The following is a 23467-nucleotide window of genomic DNA, read 5'->3' on the forward strand; positions in this document are numbered from 1 at the left end:
AAGGAGCGCTTTCTACTCCCCTCCCGCTTGCGGGAGGGGTTGGGGGTGGGCCAGTGCATCAGTAGCTCACTCTGAGGCCCGCGAAGGCGCCGCGACCGAGGGCGTTGTAGCCGGCGGCGGTGGGGAGGCGGTTGTCGAAGACGTTCTCGACGCGGCCGAACAGGGAGACGCTCCGGTAGACCGGCAGGCTGGCGCGGATCGTCGCGACGGGGCCGCCGGGGAGCTTCGTGGTGTTCGACCCGTTGTCGAAGCTGGTGCTGGTGAGGCGCAGGTCCGCGCCGAGCGCGAGTCCGGCGAGCGGCGTTTCCCAATCGCCACTGACGGTGAGCGCGTGGCGCGGGCGGCGGGCGAGATCGTTGCCGAACTGGGCGCTGCCGGGGGTCAGATTGCGCGCCTTGGTATAGGTGTAGAGGCTGCGCAGGGTGAAGGCGGGGACCGGCTTCAGGGTGAGTTCGGCCTCGACGCCTTCGGCGCGCGCCTTGCCGACGTTGTCGTAGGTACCGAAGGGGCGATTGGTGCAGATCGCGCTCGTCTGGCCGAAACAGGAGACGAAGGCGATCAGGTTGCGGCTGTCGCGGCGGTAGAGCGTGACGGCGGCGGTGACGGGGCCGCTGCGGTACTCGAGGCCGGCGTCGTAGCTGCGGCTGCGTTCGGGCTGGAGTGCGGCGTTGCCGAAGTCTGACAGGAGCTGGAACAGCGTGGGGGCCTTGAAGCCCTCGCCGTAGCTGGCGCGCAGGCGGAGGTTTTGGGTCAGCTTGACCGTGCCGTTGGCGCCGAGCGTGGTGGCGTTGCCGAAGCGGCTGTGGTCGTCGTAGCGGACACCGGCGGCGAGCGAGGCGGCATCGGTGTACCAGCCGAGCATGGCGTGGCCGCTGGTCTGGCGCGCGGTCTGGCGGGCATCGAAGGTGCCGGAATAGCGCGTCCATTCGCTGTCCGCGCCGAAATCGAGCGCGAAGTTTGCAGGCAGCGTGGCGCGGCCGGTGAGATCGGCGCGGTGGCTGCGGCCGCGGTAGCCATAAGACGGCGCGGTGCCGAAGGTAGGGTCGTAGTAGTCGCGCTTGGTGTCGGAAAGCGCGAAGCCGGTGTTGAGCGTGAGCCACGCGCCTTCGTAGCGCAGGCCCGCGCGGCCGGAGAACTGGCGGGTGATCTGGTATTCCGACGTATCGGCGAAGCTGTAGTTGGGCGGCGGGAAGCCATCGATATCGGTGCGGGTATCGGCGTAGCGGGCATTGGCCACGAACGCGAGGCCGGACACGAGATCGAGGCGCGCCTTGCCGCCGAGGCGCCACTGGCGGAACCCGTCGCGTTCGGTGCCGGTGGCGGCGGCAGAGATGCCATCGGTGGTGGTGTAGCCGCCGGTGAGCGAGAGGGCGTATTTGTCCGTGGCGAGACCGGCGGACGCTTCTCCGGCGAAGCTGCCCCGGCTGCCGCCTTCGGCGCTGGCTTCGAGGCCGTTGAGCTCGCGGGTCTGGATGGCGATGACGCCGCCCAATGCGGCGCTGCCCCAGGCCACCGAGTTGGAGCCGCGCAGCACGTCGATGCGCTCGATGCCGCCGGTCGTCAGCGTGCCGAAATCGAAGCCGGCGCCGGGGGCAGCGACATCCTCGACGCGGACGCCGTCGATGAGGACGAGGACCTGCTCGCTATCCGAGCCGCGCAGGCGGACGCCGGTGAAGGCGCCGGGACCGCCGTTGCGGCTGAGCGTGAGGCCGGGGACCTGTTCGAGTGCGCGGGTGATGTCGGGGCCCTGCAGGCGCTTCAAGTCGTCTGCGGTGAGGACGGTGATCGGCTGGCCGGTCTGGTCGATGCGCTGGGGGCTGCCCGTGGCGACGACGGTGATCTGGTCGGCCTGCTGGGCGAGTGCGGGGGTGGCGGCGAGACTTGTCGCTGCGGCGGCGAGATAAAGATACTTCACGTGTGTTCTCCACGGCCCATGGACGTTGCCGTCCATGGCGGGAGGGGGCGCGGGGCCTTCATGGCGCGCCATCTCACGCATGCGCCCGGTACACCCCGCCCGGCCGCGGAACGACCACACACCGGCAGGTTTCCTGGCTCGCCCGGGGTCATCGCCCCCTGCCCGCCTTCCCAGACCCTTGCGGGCCCAGTGGCATAGTGGACAGGGCGCTATCCGGGCACAGTTGCGGGGGCAGCTCCGGGTTTGCCAAGAACAGCTTGGCGTCCGGATTCCCTCTTAGCCCGCTCTCGCGGGCACCGGTGGCGTCGCCGGCTTGGTAGCGGGACCTGCACTTTGGGGCAAGATGGAAGCGAAGGAAGAACCCCTCCGACCCGCTTCGCGGGCCACCTCCCCATTTGTCCCTGCGGGAAAAATGGGGAGGGAAGGAAGACTGCCGCAGGTTTGGTGTTAACGGCTTCGCAGGGGGGTGTGCCTTAGCGGGACGGGGTGAAATGGCGGGATGCGGGGCGCAGGGAGAGGGTCTAGCGCTGGGTGGCCGCCTTGTGAGTCTGCCTGAGCTATGCCGCTGATTATCGACTACCGGCCGGTGAAACTGCCGCCCGAGGCCTTGGCGCCTCGGCGGGTGGTGGTGCCTGTTGCGCCGGTGGTCGAGCGGCCTCATGTTGAGGTTGACAGGCCCTCCCCCAACCCCTCCCGCAAGCGGGAGGGGAGCAATAGGGAAGACCCCTCCCCCCTTCGACAGGCTCAGGATGAGCGGAAGGGGAGCTTCAAGCGCTGGGCGGGAATCGCGGGTGTTGCCGTGATGGGCTTTGCGCTGTGGCTCGCGGGGCCGGGGTGGATCGCGCCGGGAGTGCCGACGGCAGCGGCGCGCGATGGGCTCCAGCCGTTCGAGCGGCCGGGCGACAGCTTTCCCGGCTCGGCGTTCTACTATCTGGCGAACGATGACACGGGGCTGCTGGCGCCCGATGCGGCGCGCACTGCGTGGGATGCGCAGATTCATCGGGACGATTCCATTCCGGTGACGGGGAGCGGCCCGGCGGCGCGGCCGATTTTCGCCCGGGGGACGAGTCTGGATCAGGGACGCGCGCTGCAGTGCCTGACGGCGGCGATCTATTATGAAGCGGCGAGCGAGCCCGATGCGGGGCAGCGCGCGGTGGCGCAAGTGGTGCTCAACCGCGTGGCGCATCCGGCCTGGCCCAAGACGGTGTGCGGCGTGGTCTATCAGGGATCGGAGCGGCCGGGCTGCCAGTTCAGCTTTGCCTGCGACGGATCGATGGCGCGGCGGCCAATGGCGGCGTTCTGGGAACGGGCGCGGCGGGTGGCGGCGGATGCGCTGGCGGGCTATGTCTATGCGCCGGTGGGGCTGGCGACGCATTACCACACCAGCGCGGTGCATCCCTACTGGGCGGACAGCCTGAGCTTCATCGGCACGATCGGCGCGCACCGGTTCTATCGCTGGAGCGGCGCGGCCGGGCGGCCCATGGCGTTCAACGCGGTCTATGCGGGCGGCGAGCCGGTGGCGGCGCCGCATCCGCGCACATGGACCCCGGCGGCGGCGGACGTGGCCGATCCGATCCAGCTGGAAAAGGCATTCGAGGCGGGGCGGATCGAGGCCCTGAAATCGATGCAAGCCGCGCAGGCCGCACCGGGGCGCAATACCGCCGCGTTCGGACAGACGCCGCTTCCGGACTACACGCAGCCGCGCGCGGCGGCACCGAAGTTTGCGCCCGCAGTCGAGGCGCGCGGCGGCGATGCACTGTATCGTGCCGGGCAGTTGCCGGGCGGTGCGGCGGTCAATCCCGCTTACGAAAATGCGGGCAAGTGGATTGCCCAGCCAGGTGGCTAGATTTAGTCCGATTCGGGGTTAGTTTGCCCGGAAAGGTCCATTTCGGCAGGCACCCACAACTCCTATAAATCTATGTTTTTTATATAGTTATTCTTCGCTAGGCAGGGTTATTGAGTCCTTTACCCTAAGGGCGAACGCGCTGTTCACTCCCGCCTGCTATACCCTGTGCATCGCCCAACCGAGGAGTGCTCGCCATGCTGCATTTTGCCCCGCGTTATGGGATCATTTCGCCTTGCCTGCATTGGGGCCCGAGCCGAAACGCGGTGCGCCCGCGCGCCCTGCGGATGCCGCGACCGGTGAACGACAATGATGCTGTAACCAAGCGCAGGGCCGGCACGAACCCCGGCAGCGCGCAAGACGATGCCCTGCTGGAAGCAGCGCTGCGCTTGTTTGGCGCGCATGGCCTGTCGGCGGCGCAGCGTGCGAGCGAGGCGGCGCAGATTGCTGCCGAAGGCGGCGACAATGCGGCTGCCGAATGGTGGATCGCGGTCTGCGCCATGCTGGACGGGCCGCTGGCAAAGGCGCTGCAGCGCCGGTTTGCAGCGCGGGCATCCTCGCAAGCTTGACGCCTCCACCCTCTTATTGATATTGCGAACTGTTATCACAAAAACCCGCGCAGTGCGGGTTTTTGCGCCTTGCAATCACCATCCCGCAGGCTTAGGTCGCTCCCATCCGTCTGGAATCCTTCCCGTCATTGCGGGACGCGGGAGGCCTAACGGCGGCAGCTCTTGGGCGGCCCGCATGGGTCGCAGGTCCCGCGTATCCGGGAAAGGATTGCAAAGGCATGGCTCGCAAGAAAATCGCGCTGATCGGCGCCGGCAACATCGGCGGGACGCTGGCCCACCTCGCGGCGCAGAAGGAACTCGGCGACATCGTGCTGTTCGACGTGGTCGAAGGCGTGCCGCAGGGCAAGGCGCTCGACCTTTCGCAGTGCGGCCCGGTCGAGGGTTTCGACGCGAAGATCACCGGCACCAACGACTATGCCGATATCGCCGGCGCGGACGTGATCATCGTGACCGCGGGCGTACCGCGCAAGCCGGGCATGAGCCGCGATGACCTGCTGGGCATCAACCTTTCGGTGATGAAGGCCGTGGGCGAAGGCATCAAGGCCCACGCGCCCGACGCCTTCGTGATCTGCATCACCAATCCGCTCGACGCGATGGTGTGGGCACTGCGCGAGTTTTCAGGGCTGCCGCACAACAAGGTCGTCGGCATGGCGGGCGTGCTGGATTCGGCGCGCTTCAGCACCTTCCTCGCCTGGGAGTTCGGCGTTTCGGTGCGCGATGTGACCTCGTTCGTGCTCGGCGGGCACGGCGACACGATGGTGCCGGTGGTCGAATACTCGACCGTGGCGGGCATTCCGGTGCCCGACCTCATCAAGATGGGCGCCTCGACGCAGGAAAAGATCGATGCGATCGTGCAGCGCACGCGCAGCGGCGGCGGCGAGATCGTCGGCCTGCTCAAGACCGGTTCGGCGTTCTATGCGCCGGCCGCTTCGGGCATCGCGATGGCGGAAGCGTATCTCAATGACCAGAAGCGCATCCTGCCCTGCGCGGCCTATGTCGACGGCGCTTATGGCGTGGACGGGCTCTACGTGGGCGTGCCGGTGATGATCGGCGCGGGCGGCGTGGAGAAGGTGATCGAGATCGCGCTCGACGACACGGCGAAGGCGAACCTGCAGGTTTCGGTCGACGCGGTGAAGGAACTGCTGGTGGCCTGCAAGGGCATCGACAGCTCGCTGGCGTGATTCTGGCGAACGGGGCGCGGATGGCCTGCCCGCAGCAGGTTCGCGCCCCGTTCAGATAAGTGGTTTTACGCAGGCCCCGGTGCGGGCTCCCTTCGCAGAGACATGGTTAAAGCGGCCAGTCTTGAGGGGTTTGCGTGGTTAGCGGATCGGGCGGCGCATTCCGTCCGTGGGAAAGCATGGTTTTCCGAAGCCCCAACCTCCCCGGGGCGAGAGGAGTGACATATGGGTTATGAAGAGCGCTCGTTCGAGGTGGACCTTCTGCAGGAGGGTCCGCAGGCGGGGCCTTCGTGGGCTTCGAAGCGCTGGCCGGTAAGCGACCCGGCAGCGGGCGACGATCTCACCCGCGCGCTCGATCCGATGGCGCTGAAGCAGGAAATCGCCAAGGCGGCCAAGGCTGCGGGTGCACCGCTCGATGAAGCGGCGCTGGAAGCCGCGGCGGGCGCCTCGATCCGCGCGATGATGCTGGTGCGCACCTACCGCGTGCGCGGGCATCTGGCGGCGGACCTCGATCCGCTGGGCCTTGCGCGGCAGGAGCTGCCGGCGGACATCACCCCCGAATACCACGGCTTTGTGGGCCCCGACCTCGACAAGAAGGTCTTCGTCGGCGGCGTGCTGGGCCTGCAATGGGCCACCCCGCGCGAGATCGTGGCGGTGCTGCAGAAGAACTACTGCGGCAAGGTCGGCCTGGAATACATGCACATCTCCGACGTGGAGGAGCGCAAGTTCCTGCAGGACCGCATCGAGGGCGGCGACAAGAGCATCGACTTCACGCCCAACGGCAAGAAGGCGATCCTCGCGGCGGTGGTGCGCGGCGAGCAGTACGAGAAGTTCCTCGGCAAGAAATACGTCGGCACCAAGCGCTTTGGCCTGGATGGCGGCGAATCGATGATCCCGGCGCTGGAGGCGGTGATCAAGTATGGCGGCCAGCTGGGCGTGCGCGAGATCATCTACGGCATGGCGCACCGCGGGCGGCTCAACGTGCTGGCGAACGTGCTGGCCAAGCCCTACCGCGTGATCTTCCACGAGTTTTCCGGCGGCAGCGCGAACCCCGAGGATGTCGGCGGTTCGGGCGACGTGAAGTACCACCTCGGCACCAGCACGGACCGCGAGTTCGACGGGATCAAGGTGCACATGAGCTTGCAGCCGAACCCGAGCCATCTGGAAACGGTGGACCCGGTGGTGCTGGGCAAGACGCGCGCGCAGCAGGCGTTCCGCGAGGACATCGGGCCGGGCAAGCACAAGCAGGTGCTGCCCATCCTGATCCACGGCGATGCGGCTTTCGCAGGGCAAGGCATCGTGTGGGAGTGCCTCGGCTTTTCGGGCGTGAAGGGCTACAACACCGGCGGGTGCCTGCACTTCATCATCAACAACCAGATCGGCTTCACGACGAGCCCGCAGTTCAGCCGCGGTTCGCCCTATCCGAGCGATGTGGCCAAGGGCGTGCAGGCGCCGATCATCCACGTGAACGGCGATGATCCGGAAGCGGTGACTTTCGCGTGCAAGCTCGCGATCGACTACCGCCAGAAGTTCGGCCGCGACGTGGTGGTCGACATGTGGTGCTATCGCCGCTTCGGCCACAACGAGGGCGACGAGCCGAGCTTCACCCAGCCGCTGATGTACGCCAAGATCAAGCAGCATCCGGCAGTATCCGAGATCTATGCCCGCCGCCTGATCGAGCAGGGCGTGATCGAGAAGGACTGGAAGGGCGAGACCGAGGACCGCTTCGTCGCAACGCTGGAGGCCGAATTCGACGCGGCGAAAAGCTACAAGGCGAACCATGCCGACTGGTTCGGCGGGCGCTGGAGCGGGCTCAACAAGCCGGCGGACCCGGAAACGGCGCGGCGCAACGTGGCGACGGGTATCGACCAGAAGCGCTTCGATGCGCTGGGCCGGACGCTGACGACGGTGCCCGAGGACCTCACCATCCACAAGACGCTGGGCCGCGTGATCGAGGCCAAGAAGGCGATGTTTGCGGATGGCGAAGGCTTCGACTGGGCGACCGGCGAGGCGCTGGCGTTCGGCAGCCTGCTGACCGAGGGCTTCAATGTGCGGCTGTCCGGGCAGGATTCGGGGCGCGGCACGTTCAGCCAGCGCCATGCGGTGTGGGTCGACCAGACCAACGAGCGCAAGTACGTGCCGCTGACCACGCTGCCGCATGGCAAGTTCGAAGTGCATGACAGCCCGCTGAGCGAGTACGGCGTGCTGGGCTTCGAATATGGCTATGCGAGCGCGGACCCCAAGACGCTGGTGCTGTGGGAAGCGCAGTTCGGCGACTTTGCCAACGGCGCGCAGATCATGATCGACCAGTATATCGCGGCCTCCGAAGCCAAGTGGCTGCGCGCCAACGGCCTCGTGATGCTGCTGCCGCATGGCTATGAGGGACAGGGGCCGGAGCACTCGTCGGCAAGGCTGGAGCGCTATCTCCAGCTGTGTGCCGAGGACAATATCCAGGTCTGCAACATCACCAGCCCGGCGAACTACTTCCACGTGCTGCGCCGGCAGATGCAGCGGCCGTTCCGCAAGCCGCTGATCATCATGACGCCCAAGAGCCTGCTGCGCCATCCGCTGGCGAAATCGAAGGCTTCGGACTTCGTCGGCGAGGGGCACTTCATGCGCATCCTTTCCGACCTCAATCCGGCGGCGGACGCGGATACCCGGCGCGTGGTCCTGTGCAGCGGCAAGGTGGCCTACGACCTGATCGAGGCGCGCGATGCCGCGGGGATCACCGATACGCAGATCATCCGGCTGGAGCAGCTCTACCCGTTCCCGGGCGAGCCGCTGGCGCTGCGCCTTTCGCGCATGACGAACCTCGAAGAAGTCGTGTGGTGCCAGGAAGAGCCGAAGAACAACGGTGCGTGGTTCTTCGTGGAGCCGCTGATCGAGGAGGCGCTGAAGGCGGCGGGCAGCAAGGTGAAGCGCGCGCGCTATGCGGGCCGTAGCGCGGCGGCTTCGCCGGCGACCGGCCTTGCCAAGCGCCATGCGGCTGAACAGGCCGCGCTTGTCAGCAATGCGCTTTCGCTTTCGGTGCGCGGCGAGTTGCGCCGGACCAAGAAGAAGGCCTGAACCCCTTTCGTTTGAGAGATTGAAGCATGTCTATCGAAGTCAAAGTTCCGGTGCTCGGCGAAAGCGTCAGCGAGGCGACTGTCGGCCAGTGGCTCAAGCAGCCCGGCGAGGCGGTGGCGCTGGATGAGCCCATCGCGAGCCTCGAGACCGACAAGGTCGCGGTGGAAGTGCCCTCCCCGGTTGCGGGGATCATGGGCGCGCATGTGGCTGCCGAGGGTGACACCGTGGCGGTTGGCGCGCTGCTGGGCCTGATCGAGACGAGCGGGGTGGCGACGGCTCCGGCGGCAGCTCCTGCCCCGGCGGCTGCGGCTCCGGCTGCTGCGGCGGCTGCGGATGATGCGGCGGCGCTTTCGCCGGCGGTGCGCCGCGCGGTGCTGGAGCATGGGATCGATCCGGCGACGGTGAAGGGCACCGGCAAGGACGGGCGCCTGACCAAGGAAGACGTGCTGGCGGCCGCGCAGGCCAAGCAGGCCGCGCCCGCGCCGGTGGTGGCGGCTCCGGCCCCTGCCCCGGCCCCCGCGCCGGTTGTCAGCGCCAGCGGCGAGCGGCGCGAGGAGCGGGTCAAGATGACCCGCCTGCGCCAGACCATCGCCAAGCGGCTGAAGCAGGCGCAGGAAACCGCCGCGATGCTCACCACGTTCAACGACGTGGACATGAGCGCGGTGATGGAAGCGCGCGCGAAGTACAAGGACGTGTTCGAGAAGAAGCACGGCGTGAAGCTGGGCCTCATGAGCTTCTTCGCCAAGGCATCGGTGCTGGCGCTGAAGGACATTCCCTCGGTCAACGCGCAGATGCAGGGTGATGAGATCGTCTACTTCGACTACGTGGACATTTCGGTCGCGGTATCGGCGCCCAATGGCCTTGTCGTGCCGGTGGTGCGCGATGTCGACAAGATGAGCTTTGCGGCGATCGAGAAGGCCATCGCCGAATACGGCAAGAAGGCGCGCGACGGCACGCTGACCATGGCCGACATGGCGGGCGGCACCTTCACGATCTCCAACGGCGGCGTGTTTGGTGGGCTCATGTCCACCCCGATCATCAACCCGCCGCAGTCGGCGGTGCTGGGGCTGCACCGGATCGAGGACCGGCCGGTGGTGCGCGATGGGCAGATCGTGGTGCGGCCGATGATGTATATCGCGCTCTCCTATGACCACCGCATCATTGATGGCCGCGAGGCGGTGACGGCTTTGAAGACGATCAAGGAAGCGATAGAAGACCCGACGCGTCTGCTGATTGATATGTGAGGGCTGTTTTGATGGATTGGAGGGACTACATCTACACCAATCCTGATATCGGCTTTGGAAAGCCGATCTTTCGTGGAACGCGGATCAAGGTGGAGTTTGTGCTCAACCTCCTCGAAGCGGGTTGGACTCAAGAGGAAATCGAAGAGTCCTACCCGGGCATCGCAGGCAGCCACTTGCAAGCGGCAAAGCTCTTTGCGGCATCTGTTTAGAAAACAACAGCAAGGCGTGTGCCTGCTGACTGAGACATAGGGAACTGGACGTGCGCGCGCTTACTGCGGTGACAATGCTGGGGGGCGTCATGCCCCTCCATGCGATTGCTGCGCCGGAGCAGTATGTCACGTATCATGAGGCGTTTCTCACAGTTGAAATTCCGGCAACAGCCTTGAGATCAAGGAGCGGTCGCTTCGTCGTTCAGCATGGCTCGCAGCGAGCCGAGTTTGATCTTGCATGGTCAACACCTCACGTGGACGAGCGTTCGGTCAATTGCGACGGCGGCTCGGTAACTTATGAGGTCAGCAAGCCGGAGCTGTTTGCTTATTCCTGTCTATTGAACGGAAAAGTCATTTATCACGCCGAAAAACTTGGTCGCACATATCGTGTCGGCGCAAGTGATGCGACCGAGACTGTCGAGTTGCATATGACATATCCAGCTGACGAGCGGATCTTTTGGGATCCGATCGTTACGCACATGAGCCGGACGCTGCGCGTGCAGGCCCCGAAGAGGTAAGAGACATGGCTGAATACGACTACGACGTGCTTGTCATCGGTGCCGGTCCCGGCGGCTATGTTGCGGCGATCCGCGCGGCGCAGCTGGGGCTGAAGGTGGCCTGTGCGGAAAGCCGCGAGACGCTGGGCGGTACGTGCCTCAACGTGGGGTGCATTCCTTCGAAGGCGCTGCTGCATGGGTCGGAGAAGTTTGCCGAGGCCGTCGATGGCACGTTTGCGAGCTATGGCATCAAGACCGGGCCGGTGACGCTCGATCTGGCGGCGATGCAGCAGCAGAAGCTCGATTCAGTGAAGCAGCTGACCGGCGGGATCGAGTTCCTGTTCAAGAAGAACAAGGTGACCTGGCTCAAGGGCTATGCCGCGTTCGAGGATGCGCACACCGTTTCCGTGGGCGGCGCGAAGGTGACCGCGAAGGACGTGGTGATCGCGACCGGTTCGAGCGTGACGCCGCTGCCGGGCGTGACCGTGGACAACGATGCGGGCGTGGTGGTCGATTCCACCGGCGCGCTGGCGCTGGAGCGCGTGCCCGAGCATCTCGTGGTGATTGGCGGCGGCGTGATCGGGCTGGAGCTGGGTTCGGTGTGGCGGCGGCTCGGCGCGAAGGTGACGGTGGTGGAGTTCCTCGACCAGTTGCTGCCCGGCATGGACGGCGATGTCCGCAAGGAAGCCGCCAAGATCTTCAAGAAGCAGGGCATGGAGCTGAAGCTCTCCACCAAGGTGACGGGCGTTGCCGTGAAGGGCAAGACCGCGACCTTGACGGTGGAGCCTGCTGGCGGTCCTTCGACAGGCTCAGGACGAGCGGATGTTGAGGAGTTGACGGCGGACTGCGTGCTGGTGGCCATCGGGCGGCGGCCGAATGTGGATGGGCTTGGCCTCGAGAAGATCGGGCTGGAGCTCAACAAGCGCGGGCAGATCGAGACGGGGCATGATTTCCGCACGAGCGTGCCGGGCGTCTGGGCCATCGGCGATGTGATCCCGGGTCCGATGCTGGCGCACAAGGCCGAGGACGAGGGCGTTGCGGTGGCGGAGTTCATCGCCGGGCAGACAGGCATCGTGAACCACAATGTGATTCCGGGCGTGGTCTATACCTTCCCCGAGATCGCGGGCGTGGGCCTGACCGAGGAAGCGGCAAAGGAAGCGGGGCCGGTCAAGGTCTCGAAGTTCCCGATGCTGGCCAACAGTCGCGCCAAGACCAACCACGAGCCCGACGGCTTCGTGAAGGTGATCGCGGACGCGAAGACCGAGCGCGTGCTGGGCGTGTGGTGCATCGCGAGCGTCGCGGGTTCGATGATTGCCGAGGCGGCGCTGGCGATGGAGTTTGGCGCGACGGCGGAAGACATCGCCTATACCTGCCACGCGCATCCGACCCATGCCGAGGCGCTGAAGGAAGCGGCGATGGGGATTGGCGGGAAGCCGATTCATATTTGAGGGGACGCTGTGCCGCACAATAGATAGGGACAGTCCCCTAAAAAGAGGGGGACTGTCCCTATCTATTGTGCGGCACCGTCAGGCGCGTTTGCGGACTTCTACTTCGAGGAACTGGGGGGCGCTGGTGCTGACCATGCGGGCGGCGGCGGCGAGCGCGTAGGAGCTGGCGCGGTAGCGGGTGACGAGGCCGCCGGCACCATCGCTGACGAGCGGGGTTTCGAACTCGACGCCGATGGTCGCGTCTTCCGAGCGCGAGACGGTGACGACGGCGAGCTGGCCCGCGCCGAGATCAAGCACGAGGCTGGTGCCGACGGGGACGCCGACGAGCCCTTCGATGCGCGCGCCGGTGGCCGAGAGGTTGCGCAGCAGCGCCTCGTAGCGGTGGTCTTCGTGGATCACGCCGATGCGGCGATAGACCGAGCGGCGCTCGGGCCGATGGCGCTTGGGGCCTTCGGGCGGGATGCGCAGTTCGCCCGCCGCCATGCGTTCGAGCAGGACCGCCTGTTCGAGCGGGGGCGAATAGAGAAAACCCTGGATGAACCGCGCGCCCTTGGCGCAGACGACATCGCGCTGGTCGAATGCTTCGACGCCCTCGACGGTGGTTTCCATGCCAAGCGCATCGGCGAGGCCGATGATCGCGGCGATGATCTTGGCGCTGTTCTGATCGCTGAGGGTGCAGCTGTCGACGAAGCTGCGATCGACCTTCAATTTGTCGAAGGGTGCGGCGCGGAGGTAGCTCAATGAGGAATAGCCGGTGCCGAAATCATCGAGCGCGAGCCGCACGCCGAGAGCCTTGAGCGCCTTGAACGCCGCATCGGTGGTCTCGCTGTCGCCCATGAACACGGATTCGGTGAGTTCGAGTTCGAGCCGTTCAGGATCGAGGCCGGCGCTATCGAGCACATCGGAGACGATGCGCGGGAAATCGGGGTGGGCAAACTGCACCGCCGAGACATTGACCGCGATGCGCAAGGGATGCGGCCATGCGGCAGCATCACGCGCGGCCTGGCGCAGCGCCCAGGCGCCCAGCTGTAGGATCATGCCGGTATCTTCGGCGACGGGGATGAACACCGACGGCGGAATGGCCCCGCGCTGGGGATGTTCCCAGCGCATCAGCGCCTCGAACCCGACGACGACGTGATCGTCGGTGCGGACGACGGGCTGGTAGACCATCGCAAGCTGGGGTTCGTCCCAGTTGTCGGCATCGCCCTCCACGGAGGAGATGGCCTCGCGCAGGGCCTCTTCGAGCTGGCGGCGCTCTTCCTTCTCGTCCTTGAGATCGGCGGAGTAGAAGCGGAACTGGCCGCGTCCGCCGTGCTTGGCGGCATAGAGCGCAAGGTCCGCCGCACGGACGATGTCCTCGCGCTCGCCGCCATCGAACGGGGCGATGGCCATGCCGATGGAGACGCCGATGACGACGTGGTTGTCGTCGATCCGGTAGGGCTGCGAGACGAGGCCGATGATCTTGTCGGCGAGTTCGCCAAGCTTGCCGCGATCCTCGATGTCGGGGAGCAGGATCTGGAATTCGTCGCCGCCGAGGCGGCCGATGTCGCCCACCGTGCCGACGACGCGGGTGAGGCGCTGGGCAACCTGGCGGAGCAATTCATCCCCGGCGGGATGGCCGAGCGTGTCGTTGACCTGCTTGAACCGGTCGAGATCGAGCATCATCAGCGTGACCGGGCGCAACGTGCCCTTGAACGCGGCGAGCATCGCATCGAACCGGCGGCTGATGCGATGGCGATTGGCAAGGCCGGTAAGCGAATCGAATTCGGCGAGGCGCGAGTCCTCGATGCGGCGCTCGTATTCGAGCGTGATGTCGCGCGCGCTGCCGCGATAGCCGTGGAAGGCGCCATCGGAGCCGGGCCGGGCGACGTCGATCTTGGGCTGGCCGGACAGCGCCCACCATGCCGGGCGCGCGCCAGGCGGGCAGCGATCGGGGACGAGGCGGACGGTGACGTCGGCGAGGCGGGCATGCGCGCCGAGGAGGAACTGCAGCGGACGGTCGGAGCGTTCGCCGGGGTGTTCGGGATCGGTCTCGAACAGGCTGGTAAAGGGTTTGCCGATCAGATCCTCAGCGGCGAGGCCGAAGCGTTCGCAGGCGGCGGGGGAGATGTAGGACAGGCAGCCGGCCGCGTCGGTGGCCCAGAACCAACCGGAATGGCCCCGCTCGATATCCTCGAAGACAGACGCCCGGTGCTGCGCGCGGTCGGCCGCATCGTCGCACGGAGGCGGCGGTTGCGGCCGCCGGGACGCCTGCCAGGGCTTGAGCAGATTCTTCACGTGGCGCAGAAAGCCTGTTGGAGAAAAGGACCGATCCGGATTCCATCCTAGACATGGGTTGGTTACTTTCGTCCTAAGGGGAGCGTTAATGAGCCCGATCGATGTCCTTGCGCTGAGCCTGCCCGCCGCGACGCGCCTGCCGGCCTCGGACGTGTTCGCGCTGATCGCGGCGCTCGACCCGGCGGGCATCGCGATCACCGCGCTGAGCGGGGCGCTGCTGGCGGCGCGGATGCGGCAGACCTTTGTTACCATGGCGTTTTTTGCATTGGTGACGGGCGTGGGCGGCGGGACCGTGCGCGACCTTTTGATCGGGGCACCGGTGTTCTGGGTGCACAATGCGTGGACCGCGCCGGTGTGCCTCGGCGCGGCACTGCTGGTGTGGTTCAGCCCGGCGCGGTGGTGGCAGAGCGAGAGCACGCGGGTGATCGAATGGGCCGACGCGGCGGGGCTTGGCGCCTATGCCGTGCTGGGGACGGCCAAGGCGCTGGCGCTGGGCGTTGCGCCGGTGCCCGCGGCAATGATGGGGGTGATCACCGGCTGCGTGGGCGGAGTGATCCGCGACGTGATCGCCGGGCGCCCTTCGATCATCATGCGGCCCGAACTCTATGTGACGCCCGCCGCGCTCACTTCGGCGCTTTGCGCGGGTGGACATATGGCAGGGGTGGACAAGATGATCGTATGGCCGCTGGCGGCGCTGGCGGGTTTTGGCCTGCGCGGGGCGGCGATCCAGTGGCAGCTGGCACTGCCGGCCTATGGGCGCACACGGGACAAGGGAGAATGAGGGTGCGGAAAGGTCTGTTGGTTGGCGCGCTGGTGATGGCGGCGAGCGCTGGTGCGGCGGAGCAGGCGAGCCCCTATGGCACGTGGCGTACGCCCGAGCGCGGCGGGCTGATCGAGGTTTCGCAGTGCGACGGCGGGCTCTGCGGCAAGATTCTGGGCGGGACTGGCAGCAGCCCGGAAGACAGGTTCGACCGCAACAACAAGAACCCGGCGCTGCGTTCACGCCAGTTGATCGGCCTTTATGTGTTCCGCGGGCTCAAGCCGGCGGGCGGCAGCTGGAAGGGCTCGATCTACAATCCCAGCGATGGCGGGACCTATTCCGCGACGGTGACGCTGAAATCAGCGAGCGAGATGACGGTGAAGGGCTGCGTTGTCTGGCCGCTGTGCAAGACGCAGGTCTGGGCGAAGGTGAAGTAGGAGGGAAGTACCCCTCCGACCTGCCTGCGGCAGGCCACCTCCCCATTTGCACTTCGTGAAAATGGGGAGGACGAGGGGGCCTCGTTACTCCATCGTGACCACGACTTTGCCCACCGCCTTGCGGTCGGCGAGCATGGCGATGGCTTCGCCGCCGCGTTCGAGGGGGAAGCGGGCGGAGACGCGGGGGTTGATCTTGCCGGCCTTGAGGAGGTCGAACAGTTCGGCGACATGCTCGGCGTTCTTCTGCGGTTCGCGCGCGGTGAAGGCGCCCCAGAACACGCCGCAGACGTCGCAGGACTTGAGCAGCGTGAGGTTGAGCGGCAGGCGGGCGATGCCGGCGGGGAAGCCGACGACGAGGAAGCGGCCTTCCCACGCGATGGCGCGCAGCGCGGGCTCGGAATAGTCGCCGCCGACGATATCGTAGACGATGTCCGCGCCGTTCGGGCCGCAGGCGGCCTTGAACGCGTCGGCCAGGGCTTTGCTCTGGTCCTTGTCGAAGGGCGGGCGGCCGTAGATGACGACATCGTCTGCCCCTGCTTCGCGCGCTGCGGCGGCTTTCTCCTCGCTGGAGACGGCGGCGATGACGCGGTTGCCATAGGCCTTGCCCAGTTCGATGGCGGAAATGCCGACACCGCCGGCGGCGCCGAGGACGAGCATGGTCTCACCCGCCTTGATCCGGCCGCGATCCTTGAGACCGTGGATCGTGGTGCCGTAGGTCATCAGCAAGGACGCGCCGGTCTCGAACGAGACGCCTTCGGGCAGCGGGAACATGCGGCCCTGATCGAGCACGACCTTTTCGGCAAGGCCGCCGTTGCCGCACATGCCGATGACCTTGTCACCCGCCTTCCACTGCGTGACGCCTTCGCCGACGCTCTCGATGACACCGGCGAGTTCGCCGCCGGGCGCATAGGGGCGCTGCGGCTTGAACTGGTACATGTCGCGGATCATCAGCGTATCAGGGAAGTTGATCGCGCAGGCCTTGACCGCGACGACGACCTGGCCGGGGCCGGCGACGGGCGCGTCGATTTCGTCGAGGGTCAGGGTTTCAGGGCCGCCAACGGCGTGGGTGCGCAAGGCTTTCATGGGTCTCTCCGATGCATGTGTTTGCACCGTTGAGCCACGTTTTGACGGGCTTGGGAAGCCCTATTCAAGCGGGTGGTTAAGCTGGATTAAGTCGTCCCACGCCGCTCATGCTGAGCTTGTCGAAGCATCAGGCGCGGCGCCAGCACCCTTCGACAGGCTCAGGGTGAGCGGGGTGGGGATGGTGGTGAGGTGGACGGGGCGCCTGCCCAGTCAAATGCTCAGGCCGGGTGGACGAGGAAAGGGCGCTCGGCGCTGGCTTTTGCTTCGTAGGCGCTGATCGCGTCGCCGCGGGCCATGGTGAGGCCGACTTCGTCGAGGCCGTTCAAGAGGCAGTGCTTGCGGAAAGCGTCGATCTCGAAGGTGAAGCGGTCCTGGAACGGGGTGGTCACGGTCTGCGCTTCGAGGTCGATGTGGATGGCTTCGGTCTGGGCGACTTCCATCAGGCGGTCGATCGCTTCCTGCGGCAGGACCACGGTGACGATCCCGTTCTTGAAGGCGTTGCCCGAGAAGATATCCGAGAACGAGGGCGCGATGACGGCCTTGATGCCGAGATCGAGCAGCGCCCAGGCGGCGTGTTCACGGCTGGAGCCGCAGCCGAAGTTGTCACCCGCGATGAGGATCGGCGAGCCCTTGAACGTGGGCGAGTCGAAGATGTTGTCCGGATCCTGACGCAGCGCCTGGAATGCGCCCTTGCCGAGGCCTTCGCGGCTGATCGTCTTCAGCCACTCGGCAGGGATGATCACATCGGTATCGATGTTCTTGCGGCCGAACGGGATGGCGCGGCCATCGATGGTGCTGACAGGTTCCATGGCCCGCGCCTTAGACTGCGGGGGGCGCTTGATGCAAGGCTTCAGCTTTGCTTGTGAGTGCTCTCACCCCTCCCTGGGCCCCTCCCCGAGCGGGGAGGGGCTTGATGGGTGGTCAGTCTGTTTCGATGGGATCGACAGGGGGCTTGGGCTTGGCCTTGTCCGCGCGTTCCTTGCGGCGCGAGGAATAGAGGAGAGCGGCGGCGAGTGCTGCCGAGCCGATGGCCGCACCGGCGATGGCGGCAGGGCCGGTCCAGTTGCTGCTGCTATCCCGGGGGCTATCCTTGTCGGTCTTCTTGGTCACGTAGGTGCTCCTTGATCCCGCCTGCACCCGAAGTGGCCTTGGCGGGACCGGATTGCAAGCGGGCTTGGGGGGCTATCCGCAGGTGTGTTTGCGAGGTGCCCACCCCCAGCCCCTCCCGCAAGCGGGAGGGGGTCAAGCAAGCGAGTCCCTCCCGCAAGCGGGAGGGGAGTAGAAGGATCAGAGTCCGTCGACGGCCTTGCTGACCATGACATTGACCGAGACACGGCGGTTCTGCGCGCGGCCTTCGGGCGTGGAGTTGTCGGCCAGCGGGTTGGCGGTGGCCATGCCGCTGGGCGTGAGCATGCGGTAGGGCTTCCACCCGCAGGCCTGCTGCAGATAGTTGACCACGCGGGTGGCGCGCTGGTCGCTGAGGCGCTGGTTGAGCTCTTCGCTGCCCCGGCTGTCGGCATAGCCCACGACGAGCATGACCGCGTTCTTGATGCCTTGCGCCTGCGTGGCGGTGGCGCAGAGATCGGCCTTGCCCTGCTCGGTCAGCTGCGTCTTGCCCGAGGCGAAGTTCACGTTGGTGGTGCTCTTGATGTTGAATTCGTCGATATCGGCGAAGCGGCTGCGCAGTGCCTCGGTCATGGCGCGGACTTCGGCGGTCGCGGCGGATGCCTCCTCGAAACCCTGCTTGGTGCCGGTGCGGATCATGTTGGCGATCTTGAGATCCTTGTCCTTGAACTGGATGTCGCTCGCCATCAGCGCATCGCCGGACTGCAGGGTGTGGACCGTGACCGGCAGGCCATTGAGCAGCGAATTGGCGGCCAGCTGCTGGCGGCTCATGCCGAAGAGGCCCTTGCTGGAGCGGATCTTGGTGTAGTCGTTGACGTTGACGATGGTCTTCGTGCCATCATCGGCGGTGATCTCGATCCGATCGGCGCTGCGGCGGGAAATGACGCCCTTGATGTCAGGGCCCTTGGGGAGCGAGGCCGTGTCGGCCGCTCCCGGTGCGACGGTGGTGCTGATTTCGCCGCTGGCGGTGGGCTGGGCCGAAGTCTGGGACTGGCTGACCGGCGGGAGTTCCTGCGCCAGCACGGGCATGGAAGCGGCCAGCGCTGTCACGAGGATCAGGCCGGTCTTTCCGGGATTGGGGGCACGCATCGGGTTACTCCTTCAAGCTCTGTCATGACGCCGCGCGGGGCGCCGCGGGGGGAAGTCGATTTCTTCGCTGCAAGGTTTTGCGGCGTGAAGATGAACGGCTTCGGGTTCTTCCCTGCTGCAGCAGGCTTGCTGCCAGATGAACAGACCGGATGAGACGGGCCGCGCGAAGGCTGCGCCGTGCGGGTGCTGCGACAGAACGTTGCCGGCGTGCACAAGCCCCTGAAAGCGCCCGATTTGGTGCTATCGACGAGGCGTTCCGGGGGCGCGGCGGGGCGACATCATAACCCGACGAGGCGAGCGCTGTCGTCCCACAGACGGGTGCAGGCGGCGTCATCGCGCGCCAGAGTCGAGGGCTCGATCCGGATGAGTGCAGGCCCGCGCACCGACCAGTAGTCCCCGCGCGCGCCGGCATAGCGGGGCGACAGGGCGAGATCGGCGAGGAACTGGCCCGACCGCGGGATCGTGCTCGAGCGGTCGCGCTTCATCAGGAGCGGGAGGATATAGCTGACGAGCGCGGCGATCACCTGCCCGTTGTCGCGCCCGAGGCCAGTGTGGGGGACGTAGCCCGGATCGAAGCCGAGCACATCGATCCCGGAGAGGCGCTTGGCTGCCTCGCGCGCGGTCATGATATTGCAGAGCTTGGAGGTGCTGTAGGCGCGGAAGCAGGCCTGGCGGACGCCCTTTTCCGCGGTGGGATCGGTTTCCGGGCGCGCGAGCCGCATGGCGTCAGCGTGGACGGGCGGCGTGACGGGAGTCTTCTCCGCCGGATCGTGCGTGCCGCTGCCGGTGAAGATGACACGCGCGCCAGTGGTGAGGCGCGGGGCGAGGAGGCGCAGCAGGAGATAGTGCGCGAGGTGGTTGACCGCGAAGGTGCGCTCGAACCCATCGGCGGAGCGTGCGGGCTTGGCGAGCTGGAGCCCGGCGTTGAGGACGAGGACGTCAATCGGCCCCTCCCCCAGCGCGGCGGCGAACTGGCGAACATTGGCGAGCGCATCGAGATCGAGCGGGAGCGCGCTGACGCGGCCTTGGAGCGTCGGGGGCAGCGCGGCGGGGTTGCGCGCGCCGATGGTGAGCGTGGCGCCGGCCTCCACCAGACGCTCCGCGGCGTAGAGGCCAAAGCCGGCGGTGGCGCCGGTCATCACGATGCGCATGGGATGCCCCCGATATACGTTGCAAAACACAACTTATATCGGGTTGGAGAGCGCTGGCAAGCCTTGGCGTAGCACAGGCACGCTTGGCCGCGTGGACAAACTCAGCAGGGCGGGCGCGACTGAGATTGGGTGGGAAGTGGACCTCATTTCAGCAACCCACCCGTCGCCCCGTGCTTGACACGGGGCTTGGCTTTTCCTTTCAGGCCGGGCGTTAGAAGAACAGCCAAACCCCGTGTCAAGCACGGGGTGACGGTGGGTTTTTGGTGGCGATGGTAAGCCGTGATGTCCGCAACTGGGCGCAAACAGTCGTTCGATTTCGTCAGCGTACCCCAGCGATCAGACCAATTCCCGCACGTCCGTCAGCCGGCCCGTCACCGCCGCAGCCGCCGCCATCGCGGGGCTGACGAGGTGGGTGCGGGCGCCGGGGCCCTGGCGGCCGACGAAGTTGCGGTTGGAGGTCGAGGCGCAGCGCTCGCCGGCGGGGACCTTGTCAGGGTTCATGCCGAGGCAGGCCGAGCAGCCGGGTTCGCGCCATTCGAGGCCGGCTTCGAGGAAGATCTTGTCGAGGCCCTCTTCCTCGGCCTGACGCTTCACGAGGCCCGAGCCGGGGACGACGATGGCCCATGAGACGTTCGGCGCCTTCTTGCGGCCCTTGAGCACGGCGGCGGCGGCGCGCAGGTCTTCGATGCGGCTGTTGGTGCACGAGCCGATGAAGACGTTCTGGATCTCGACCGACGTGAGCGGCTGGCCGGGTTCGAGCCCCATGTAATCGAGGCTGGCACGCGCAGCGGCCTGCTTGGAAGGATCGGCAAAGCTTTCGGGCGCGGGGACGAGGCCGGTGATCGGGAGGACGTCCTCAGGGCTGGTGCCCCACGTGACGCTGGGGGCGATATCGGCTGCGTTGATCACCACGGTCTTGTCGTACTTCGCGCCGGCATCGGTGGCGAGGCTGCGCCACCAGGCGACGGCCTTGTCCCACTCCTCTCCCTTGGGGGCGTAGGGGCGGCCCTTGAGGTAGGCGAAGGTCTTGTCGTCCGGCGCGATGAGGCCCGCGCGGGCGCCGTGCTCGATCGCCATGTTGGAGACGGTGAGGCGGCCCTCGATGGAAAGATCGCGGATGACCTGACCCGTATACTCGATGACATGGCCGGTGCCGCCCGCCGCGCCGAGCACGCCGGTGATGTGGAGCACGACGTCCTTGGCGGTGACGCCGGGGAGCAGCGTACCTTCGACGCGGACTTCCATCGTCTTGGAGCGCTTGAGCAGCAGGGTCTGCGTGGCGAGCACGTGCTCGACCTCGCTGGTGCCGATGCCGAAGGCGAGTGCGCCGAGGCCGCCGTGGCAGGCGGTGTGGCTATCGCCGCAGACGATGGTCGCGCCGGGGAGCGAGAAGCCCTGCTCCGGCCCGACAACATGGACGATGCCCTGCTCCGCATCGGCATCGCCGATATAACGGATGCCGAAGGCGGGCGCGTTGGCTTCGAGCGCTTCGAGCTGCGCGCGGCTTTCGCGGTCTGCAATGGGCACGCGCGCGCCGCTGGCATCGCGGCGGGCGGTGGTCGGCAGATTGTGATCGGGCACCGCGAGGGTGAGATCGGGGCGGCGCACCTTGCGCCCGGTAAGGCGCAGCGCCTCGAACGCCTGCGGGCTCGTCACTTCATGGACGAGGTGGCGGTCGATGTAGACGAGGCTGGTGCCATCGTCGCGATCCTCGACGACGTGGGCGGCCCAGATCTTTTCGTAGAGCGTTTTTGCGGTGCTGGTCATGGCCTGCGCGCTAGACCCGGTGCGGATGCTTTTCAAGGCGCGTGAGGGCATGATCGCGCAATTTTGTTACCTTTCGGACCTGCCCCAGAGGATGGCTGGGATCGCGGCGCCGGGTGGTGTAGAGGGCGGGGCATGATTCAGTTCTTGATCGTGTTCGCGACCGTATGGGCGATGGAGTTCGTCGCCTGGAGCAGCCACAAGTACGTGATGCACGGCTTCGGCTGGGCGTGGCACCGCGACCATCACGAACCGCACGACGGCTTTTTCGAGCGCAACGACCTCTATGCGGTGGTCGGCGCGGCGATCTCGATCAGCGGGTTCATGTGGGGCAGTCCGCTGATTGCGGGCGCTTATGCCTGGTGGCCGGCGACGTGGATCGGCGTGGGCGTGCTGATCTACGGGATCATCTATACGCTGATCCACGACGGGCTCGTCCACCAGCGCTGGTTCAAGTATGTGCCGCGCAAGGGCTATTTCAAGCGGGTGGTGCAGGCGCACAAGCTGCACCACGCGACGATCGGCAAGGAAGGCGGGGTGAGCTTCGGCTTCATCATTGCGCTCGATCCGGCCAAGCTGAAGCAGGAACTGCGGCGCCAGCGCGAGGCGGGGATTGCGGTGGTGCGGGACGCGGTGGAGTAGGCTGCGCTGGCAGATTGCGTGATGGGGTGAAAGGCTGGAATTGGTGGGGAGCGGACAATTCCACCTGCACACTGCCCGTCGGCCCGTGCTTGACACGGGCCTTGGCTTTTCCTTTCACGCCGGGCGTTAGAAGAACAGCCAAACCCCGTGTCAAGCGCGGGGTGACGGTGGGTTTTTGGTGGCGATGGTAAGCCGTGATGTCCGCAACTGGGCGCAATCGGACATTCGGATTGGTCCGCGCGGCTAAAGCCTCGTGGTTACTCGTTGCGAGTCCAGATCCAGGTACCGGAGAGCGCCATCACTGCGACCGGGATCAGCACCCAGGGCCAGCCAGCGGTCATGCCGGTGACGAGGACCGATACCGCCATCGCGATCAGCGCGGCCCATTTGGCGCGGCGGGGGATGGCGCGGCGTTGGCGCCAATCGAGCAGCAGTGGGCCGTACTTGGGATGCGCCAGCAAGCGCTGCTCCCACACCGGATTGCCGCGCGCGAAGCAGAACAGCGCGAGGAGCAGGAACGGCACGGTGGGCAGCAGCGGCAGGAAGGCGCCGACCGCGCCCACGCCGACGAAGAAGAGGCCCGCCCCGGTCCAGAGGTGGCGGCGCACCCGGTTATCCCCCCGCGATCCGCGCGGCGTGTTCGCGCACGAGGGCGATCATGTTGGGGACGCCTTGCGTGCGGTTCGAGGAGAGCTGGTTCTTGAGGTCGAACGGCGCGAGCAGCGCGGCGATATCGGTTTCGGCAACCTGCTTCGCGGGCTGATCCTGAACTGCGGCGAGGACGAGGGCGACGATGCCCTTGGTGATCGCGGCGTTGCTGTCTGCCAGAAAGTGCAAGGCATCCCCGCTTCCGGCGACCGGATAGACCCAGACGCTGGCCGAGCAGCCGCGCACGAGGGTGGCATCGGTCTTGAGCGCTTCGGGCATGGCCTCGAGCTTGCGGCCGAGATCGATCAGCAGACGGTAGCGTTCGTCCGCGTCGAGGAATTCGTACTCTTCAAGGATGTCGTCGAGGTGGCTCATGGGCGGGGGACATAGCGGATCGCGCGAGACGGGCAAGACGGTAGAAGGGCCCCTCCGCCAGCCCTTCCTTCGACAGGCTCAGGATGAGCGGGGCTGCCACCTCCCCGAGACGAGCTCGGGGAGGGATTACCCCTCCGACCCGCTTCG

General features: G+C 66.6%; 21 protein-coding genes and 1 riboswitch. Of the genes, 11 read left to right on the forward strand and 10 right to left on the reverse strand.

Annotated elements, in window-relative coordinates; all coding sequences use genetic code 11:
- Positions 1-58: 58 nt before the first annotated feature.
- Entirely contained in the window at positions 59-1915 is a 1857-nt protein-coding gene (locus tag NDB2M1_RS02885) for a TonB-dependent receptor plug domain-containing protein (protein ID WP_072379357.1), read from the reverse strand.
- A 105-nt stretch (positions 1916-2020) separates the two neighbouring features.
- Positions 2021-2231, reverse strand: a riboswitch (cobalamin riboswitch).
- Positions 2232-2717: 486 nt separating this feature from the next.
- On the opposite strand from NDB2M1_RS02885, the gene NDB2M1_RS02890 reads away from it, so the two are divergent.
- The 8 genes from NDB2M1_RS02890 to lpdA all read left to right on the forward strand — a co-directional run bounded on the left by NDB2M1_RS02890 (position 2718) and on the right by lpdA (position 11969).
- Positions 2718-3761, forward strand: a complete 1044-nt coding sequence (locus NDB2M1_RS02890; RefSeq protein WP_231624867.1) for a cell wall hydrolase — start codon at positions 2718-2720, stop codon at positions 3759-3761.
- Between the two features lie 296 nt (positions 3762-4057).
- Positions 4058-4327 carry a hypothetical protein gene (locus NDB2M1_RS02895; protein ID WP_231624868.1) on the forward strand — a complete coding sequence of 90 codons (270 nt, stop codon included), beginning with the start codon at positions 4058-4060 and terminating at the stop codon, positions 4325-4327.
- A gap of 218 nt (positions 4328-4545) precedes the next feature.
- Complete coding sequence (gene mdh / locus NDB2M1_RS02900; RefSeq protein ID WP_054120541.1) at positions 4546-5508, forward strand: malate dehydrogenase; 963 nt, start codon at positions 4546-4548, stop codon at positions 5506-5508.
- A gap of 222 nt (positions 5509-5730) precedes the next feature.
- Positions 5731-8571: a 2-oxoglutarate dehydrogenase E1 component gene (locus tag NDB2M1_RS02905; protein ID WP_072379364.1), complete on the forward strand. Its 2841-nt coding sequence runs from the start codon at positions 5731-5733 to the stop codon at positions 8569-8571.
- Positions 8572-8597: 26 nt separating this feature from the next.
- A complete protein-coding gene (gene odhB, locus NDB2M1_RS02910; protein WP_072379366.1) occupies positions 8598-9815 on the forward strand; it encodes a 2-oxoglutarate dehydrogenase complex dihydrolipoyllysine-residue succinyltransferase in 1218 nt (405 codons plus the stop codon).
- A gap of 11 nt (positions 9816-9826) precedes the next feature.
- A complete protein-coding gene (locus NDB2M1_RS02915; RefSeq protein WP_072379368.1) occupies positions 9827-10024 on the forward strand; it encodes a DUF433 domain-containing protein in 198 nt (65 codons plus the stop codon).
- A gap of 50 nt (positions 10025-10074) precedes the next feature.
- Entirely contained in the window at positions 10075-10542 is a 468-nt protein-coding gene (locus tag NDB2M1_RS02920) for a hypothetical protein (RefSeq protein WP_072379370.1), read from the forward strand.
- 5 nt (positions 10543-10547) lie between these two features.
- Positions 10548-11969, forward strand: a complete 1422-nt coding sequence (gene lpdA, locus NDB2M1_RS02925) for a dihydrolipoyl dehydrogenase (RefSeq protein ID WP_072379372.1) — start codon at positions 10548-10550, stop codon at positions 11967-11969.
- A gap of 78 nt (positions 11970-12047) precedes the next feature.
- Here the strand turns inward: lpdA and NDB2M1_RS02930 are convergent, their stop codons facing one another.
- Positions 12048-14246, reverse strand: coding sequence for a sensor domain-containing protein (locus NDB2M1_RS02930; protein ID WP_072379374.1), 2199 nt, complete (start codon positions 14244-14246; stop codon positions 12048-12050).
- Between the two features lie 88 nt (positions 14247-14334).
- Between NDB2M1_RS02930 and NDB2M1_RS02935 the strand changes: the two genes are divergently transcribed.
- Together NDB2M1_RS02935 and NDB2M1_RS02940 are read left to right on the forward strand one after the other, a co-directional pair.
- A complete protein-coding gene (locus tag NDB2M1_RS02935) occupies positions 14335-15027 on the forward strand; it encodes a trimeric intracellular cation channel family protein (RefSeq protein ID WP_083554617.1) in 693 nt (230 codons plus the stop codon).
- Entirely contained in the window at positions 15024-15443 is a 420-nt protein-coding gene (locus tag NDB2M1_RS02940) for a DUF2147 domain-containing protein (protein ID WP_072379376.1), read from the forward strand. The genes NDB2M1_RS02935 and NDB2M1_RS02940 overlap by 4 nt, the downstream gene beginning before the upstream one ends.
- An 84-nt stretch (positions 15444-15527) precedes the next feature.
- Here NDB2M1_RS02940 and NDB2M1_RS02945 read toward each other — a convergent pair whose 3' ends face one another.
- From NDB2M1_RS02945 to leuC, 6 genes are all read right to left on the reverse strand, one after another.
- Positions 15528-16526 carry an NADPH:quinone oxidoreductase family protein gene (locus NDB2M1_RS02945; RefSeq protein ID WP_054120549.1) on the reverse strand — a complete coding sequence of 333 codons (999 nt, stop codon included), beginning with the start codon at positions 16524-16526 and terminating at the stop codon, positions 15528-15530.
- 218 nt (positions 16527-16744) lie between these two features.
- Positions 16745-17335, reverse strand: a complete 591-nt coding sequence (leuD, locus tag NDB2M1_RS02950; RefSeq protein WP_054120550.1) for a 3-isopropylmalate dehydratase small subunit — start codon at positions 17333-17335, stop codon at positions 16745-16747.
- Between the two features lie 112 nt (positions 17336-17447).
- Complete coding sequence (locus tag NDB2M1_RS02955) at positions 17448-17636, reverse strand: hypothetical protein (RefSeq protein WP_054120551.1); 189 nt, start codon at positions 17634-17636, stop codon at positions 17448-17450.
- 177 nt (positions 17637-17813) lie between these two features.
- Entirely contained in the window at positions 17814-18740 is a 927-nt protein-coding gene (locus NDB2M1_RS02960; protein ID WP_072379378.1) for an OmpA family protein, read from the reverse strand.
- Positions 18741-19018: 278 nt separating this feature from the next.
- Positions 19019-19891 (reverse strand): SDR family NAD(P)-dependent oxidoreductase, encoded by an 873-nt coding sequence (locus NDB2M1_RS02965; protein WP_072379380.1) that lies wholly within the window; start codon positions 19889-19891, stop codon positions 19019-19021.
- A 336-nt stretch (positions 19892-20227) separates the two neighbouring features.
- Positions 20228-21658: a 3-isopropylmalate dehydratase large subunit gene (gene leuC, locus NDB2M1_RS02970; RefSeq protein WP_072379382.1), complete on the reverse strand. Its 1431-nt coding sequence runs from the start codon at positions 21656-21658 to the stop codon at positions 20228-20230.
- A 132-nt stretch (positions 21659-21790) separates the two neighbouring features.
- Between leuC and NDB2M1_RS02975 the strand changes: the two genes are divergently transcribed.
- Positions 21791-22297: a sterol desaturase family protein gene (locus NDB2M1_RS02975; RefSeq protein WP_072379384.1), complete on the forward strand. Its 507-nt coding sequence runs from the start codon at positions 21791-21793 to the stop codon at positions 22295-22297.
- A gap of 257 nt (positions 22298-22554) precedes the next feature.
- Here NDB2M1_RS02975 and NDB2M1_RS02980 read toward each other — a convergent pair whose 3' ends face one another.
- Both NDB2M1_RS02980 and NDB2M1_RS02985 read right to left on the reverse strand, forming a co-directional pair.
- Positions 22555-22905, reverse strand: coding sequence for a YbaN family protein (locus NDB2M1_RS02980; protein WP_072379386.1), 351 nt, complete (start codon positions 22903-22905; stop codon positions 22555-22557).
- A 4-nt stretch (positions 22906-22909) separates the two neighbouring features.
- Entirely contained in the window at positions 22910-23320 is a 411-nt protein-coding gene (locus tag NDB2M1_RS02985; RefSeq protein WP_072379388.1) for a SufE family protein, read from the reverse strand.
- Positions 23321-23467 lie beyond the last annotated feature (147 nt).

Source organism: Novosphingobium sp. NDB2Meth1 (assembly GCF_900117425.1).
In the GTDB taxonomy this organism is placed as follows: Bacteria; Pseudomonadota; Alphaproteobacteria; order Sphingomonadales; family Sphingomonadaceae; genus Novosphingobium.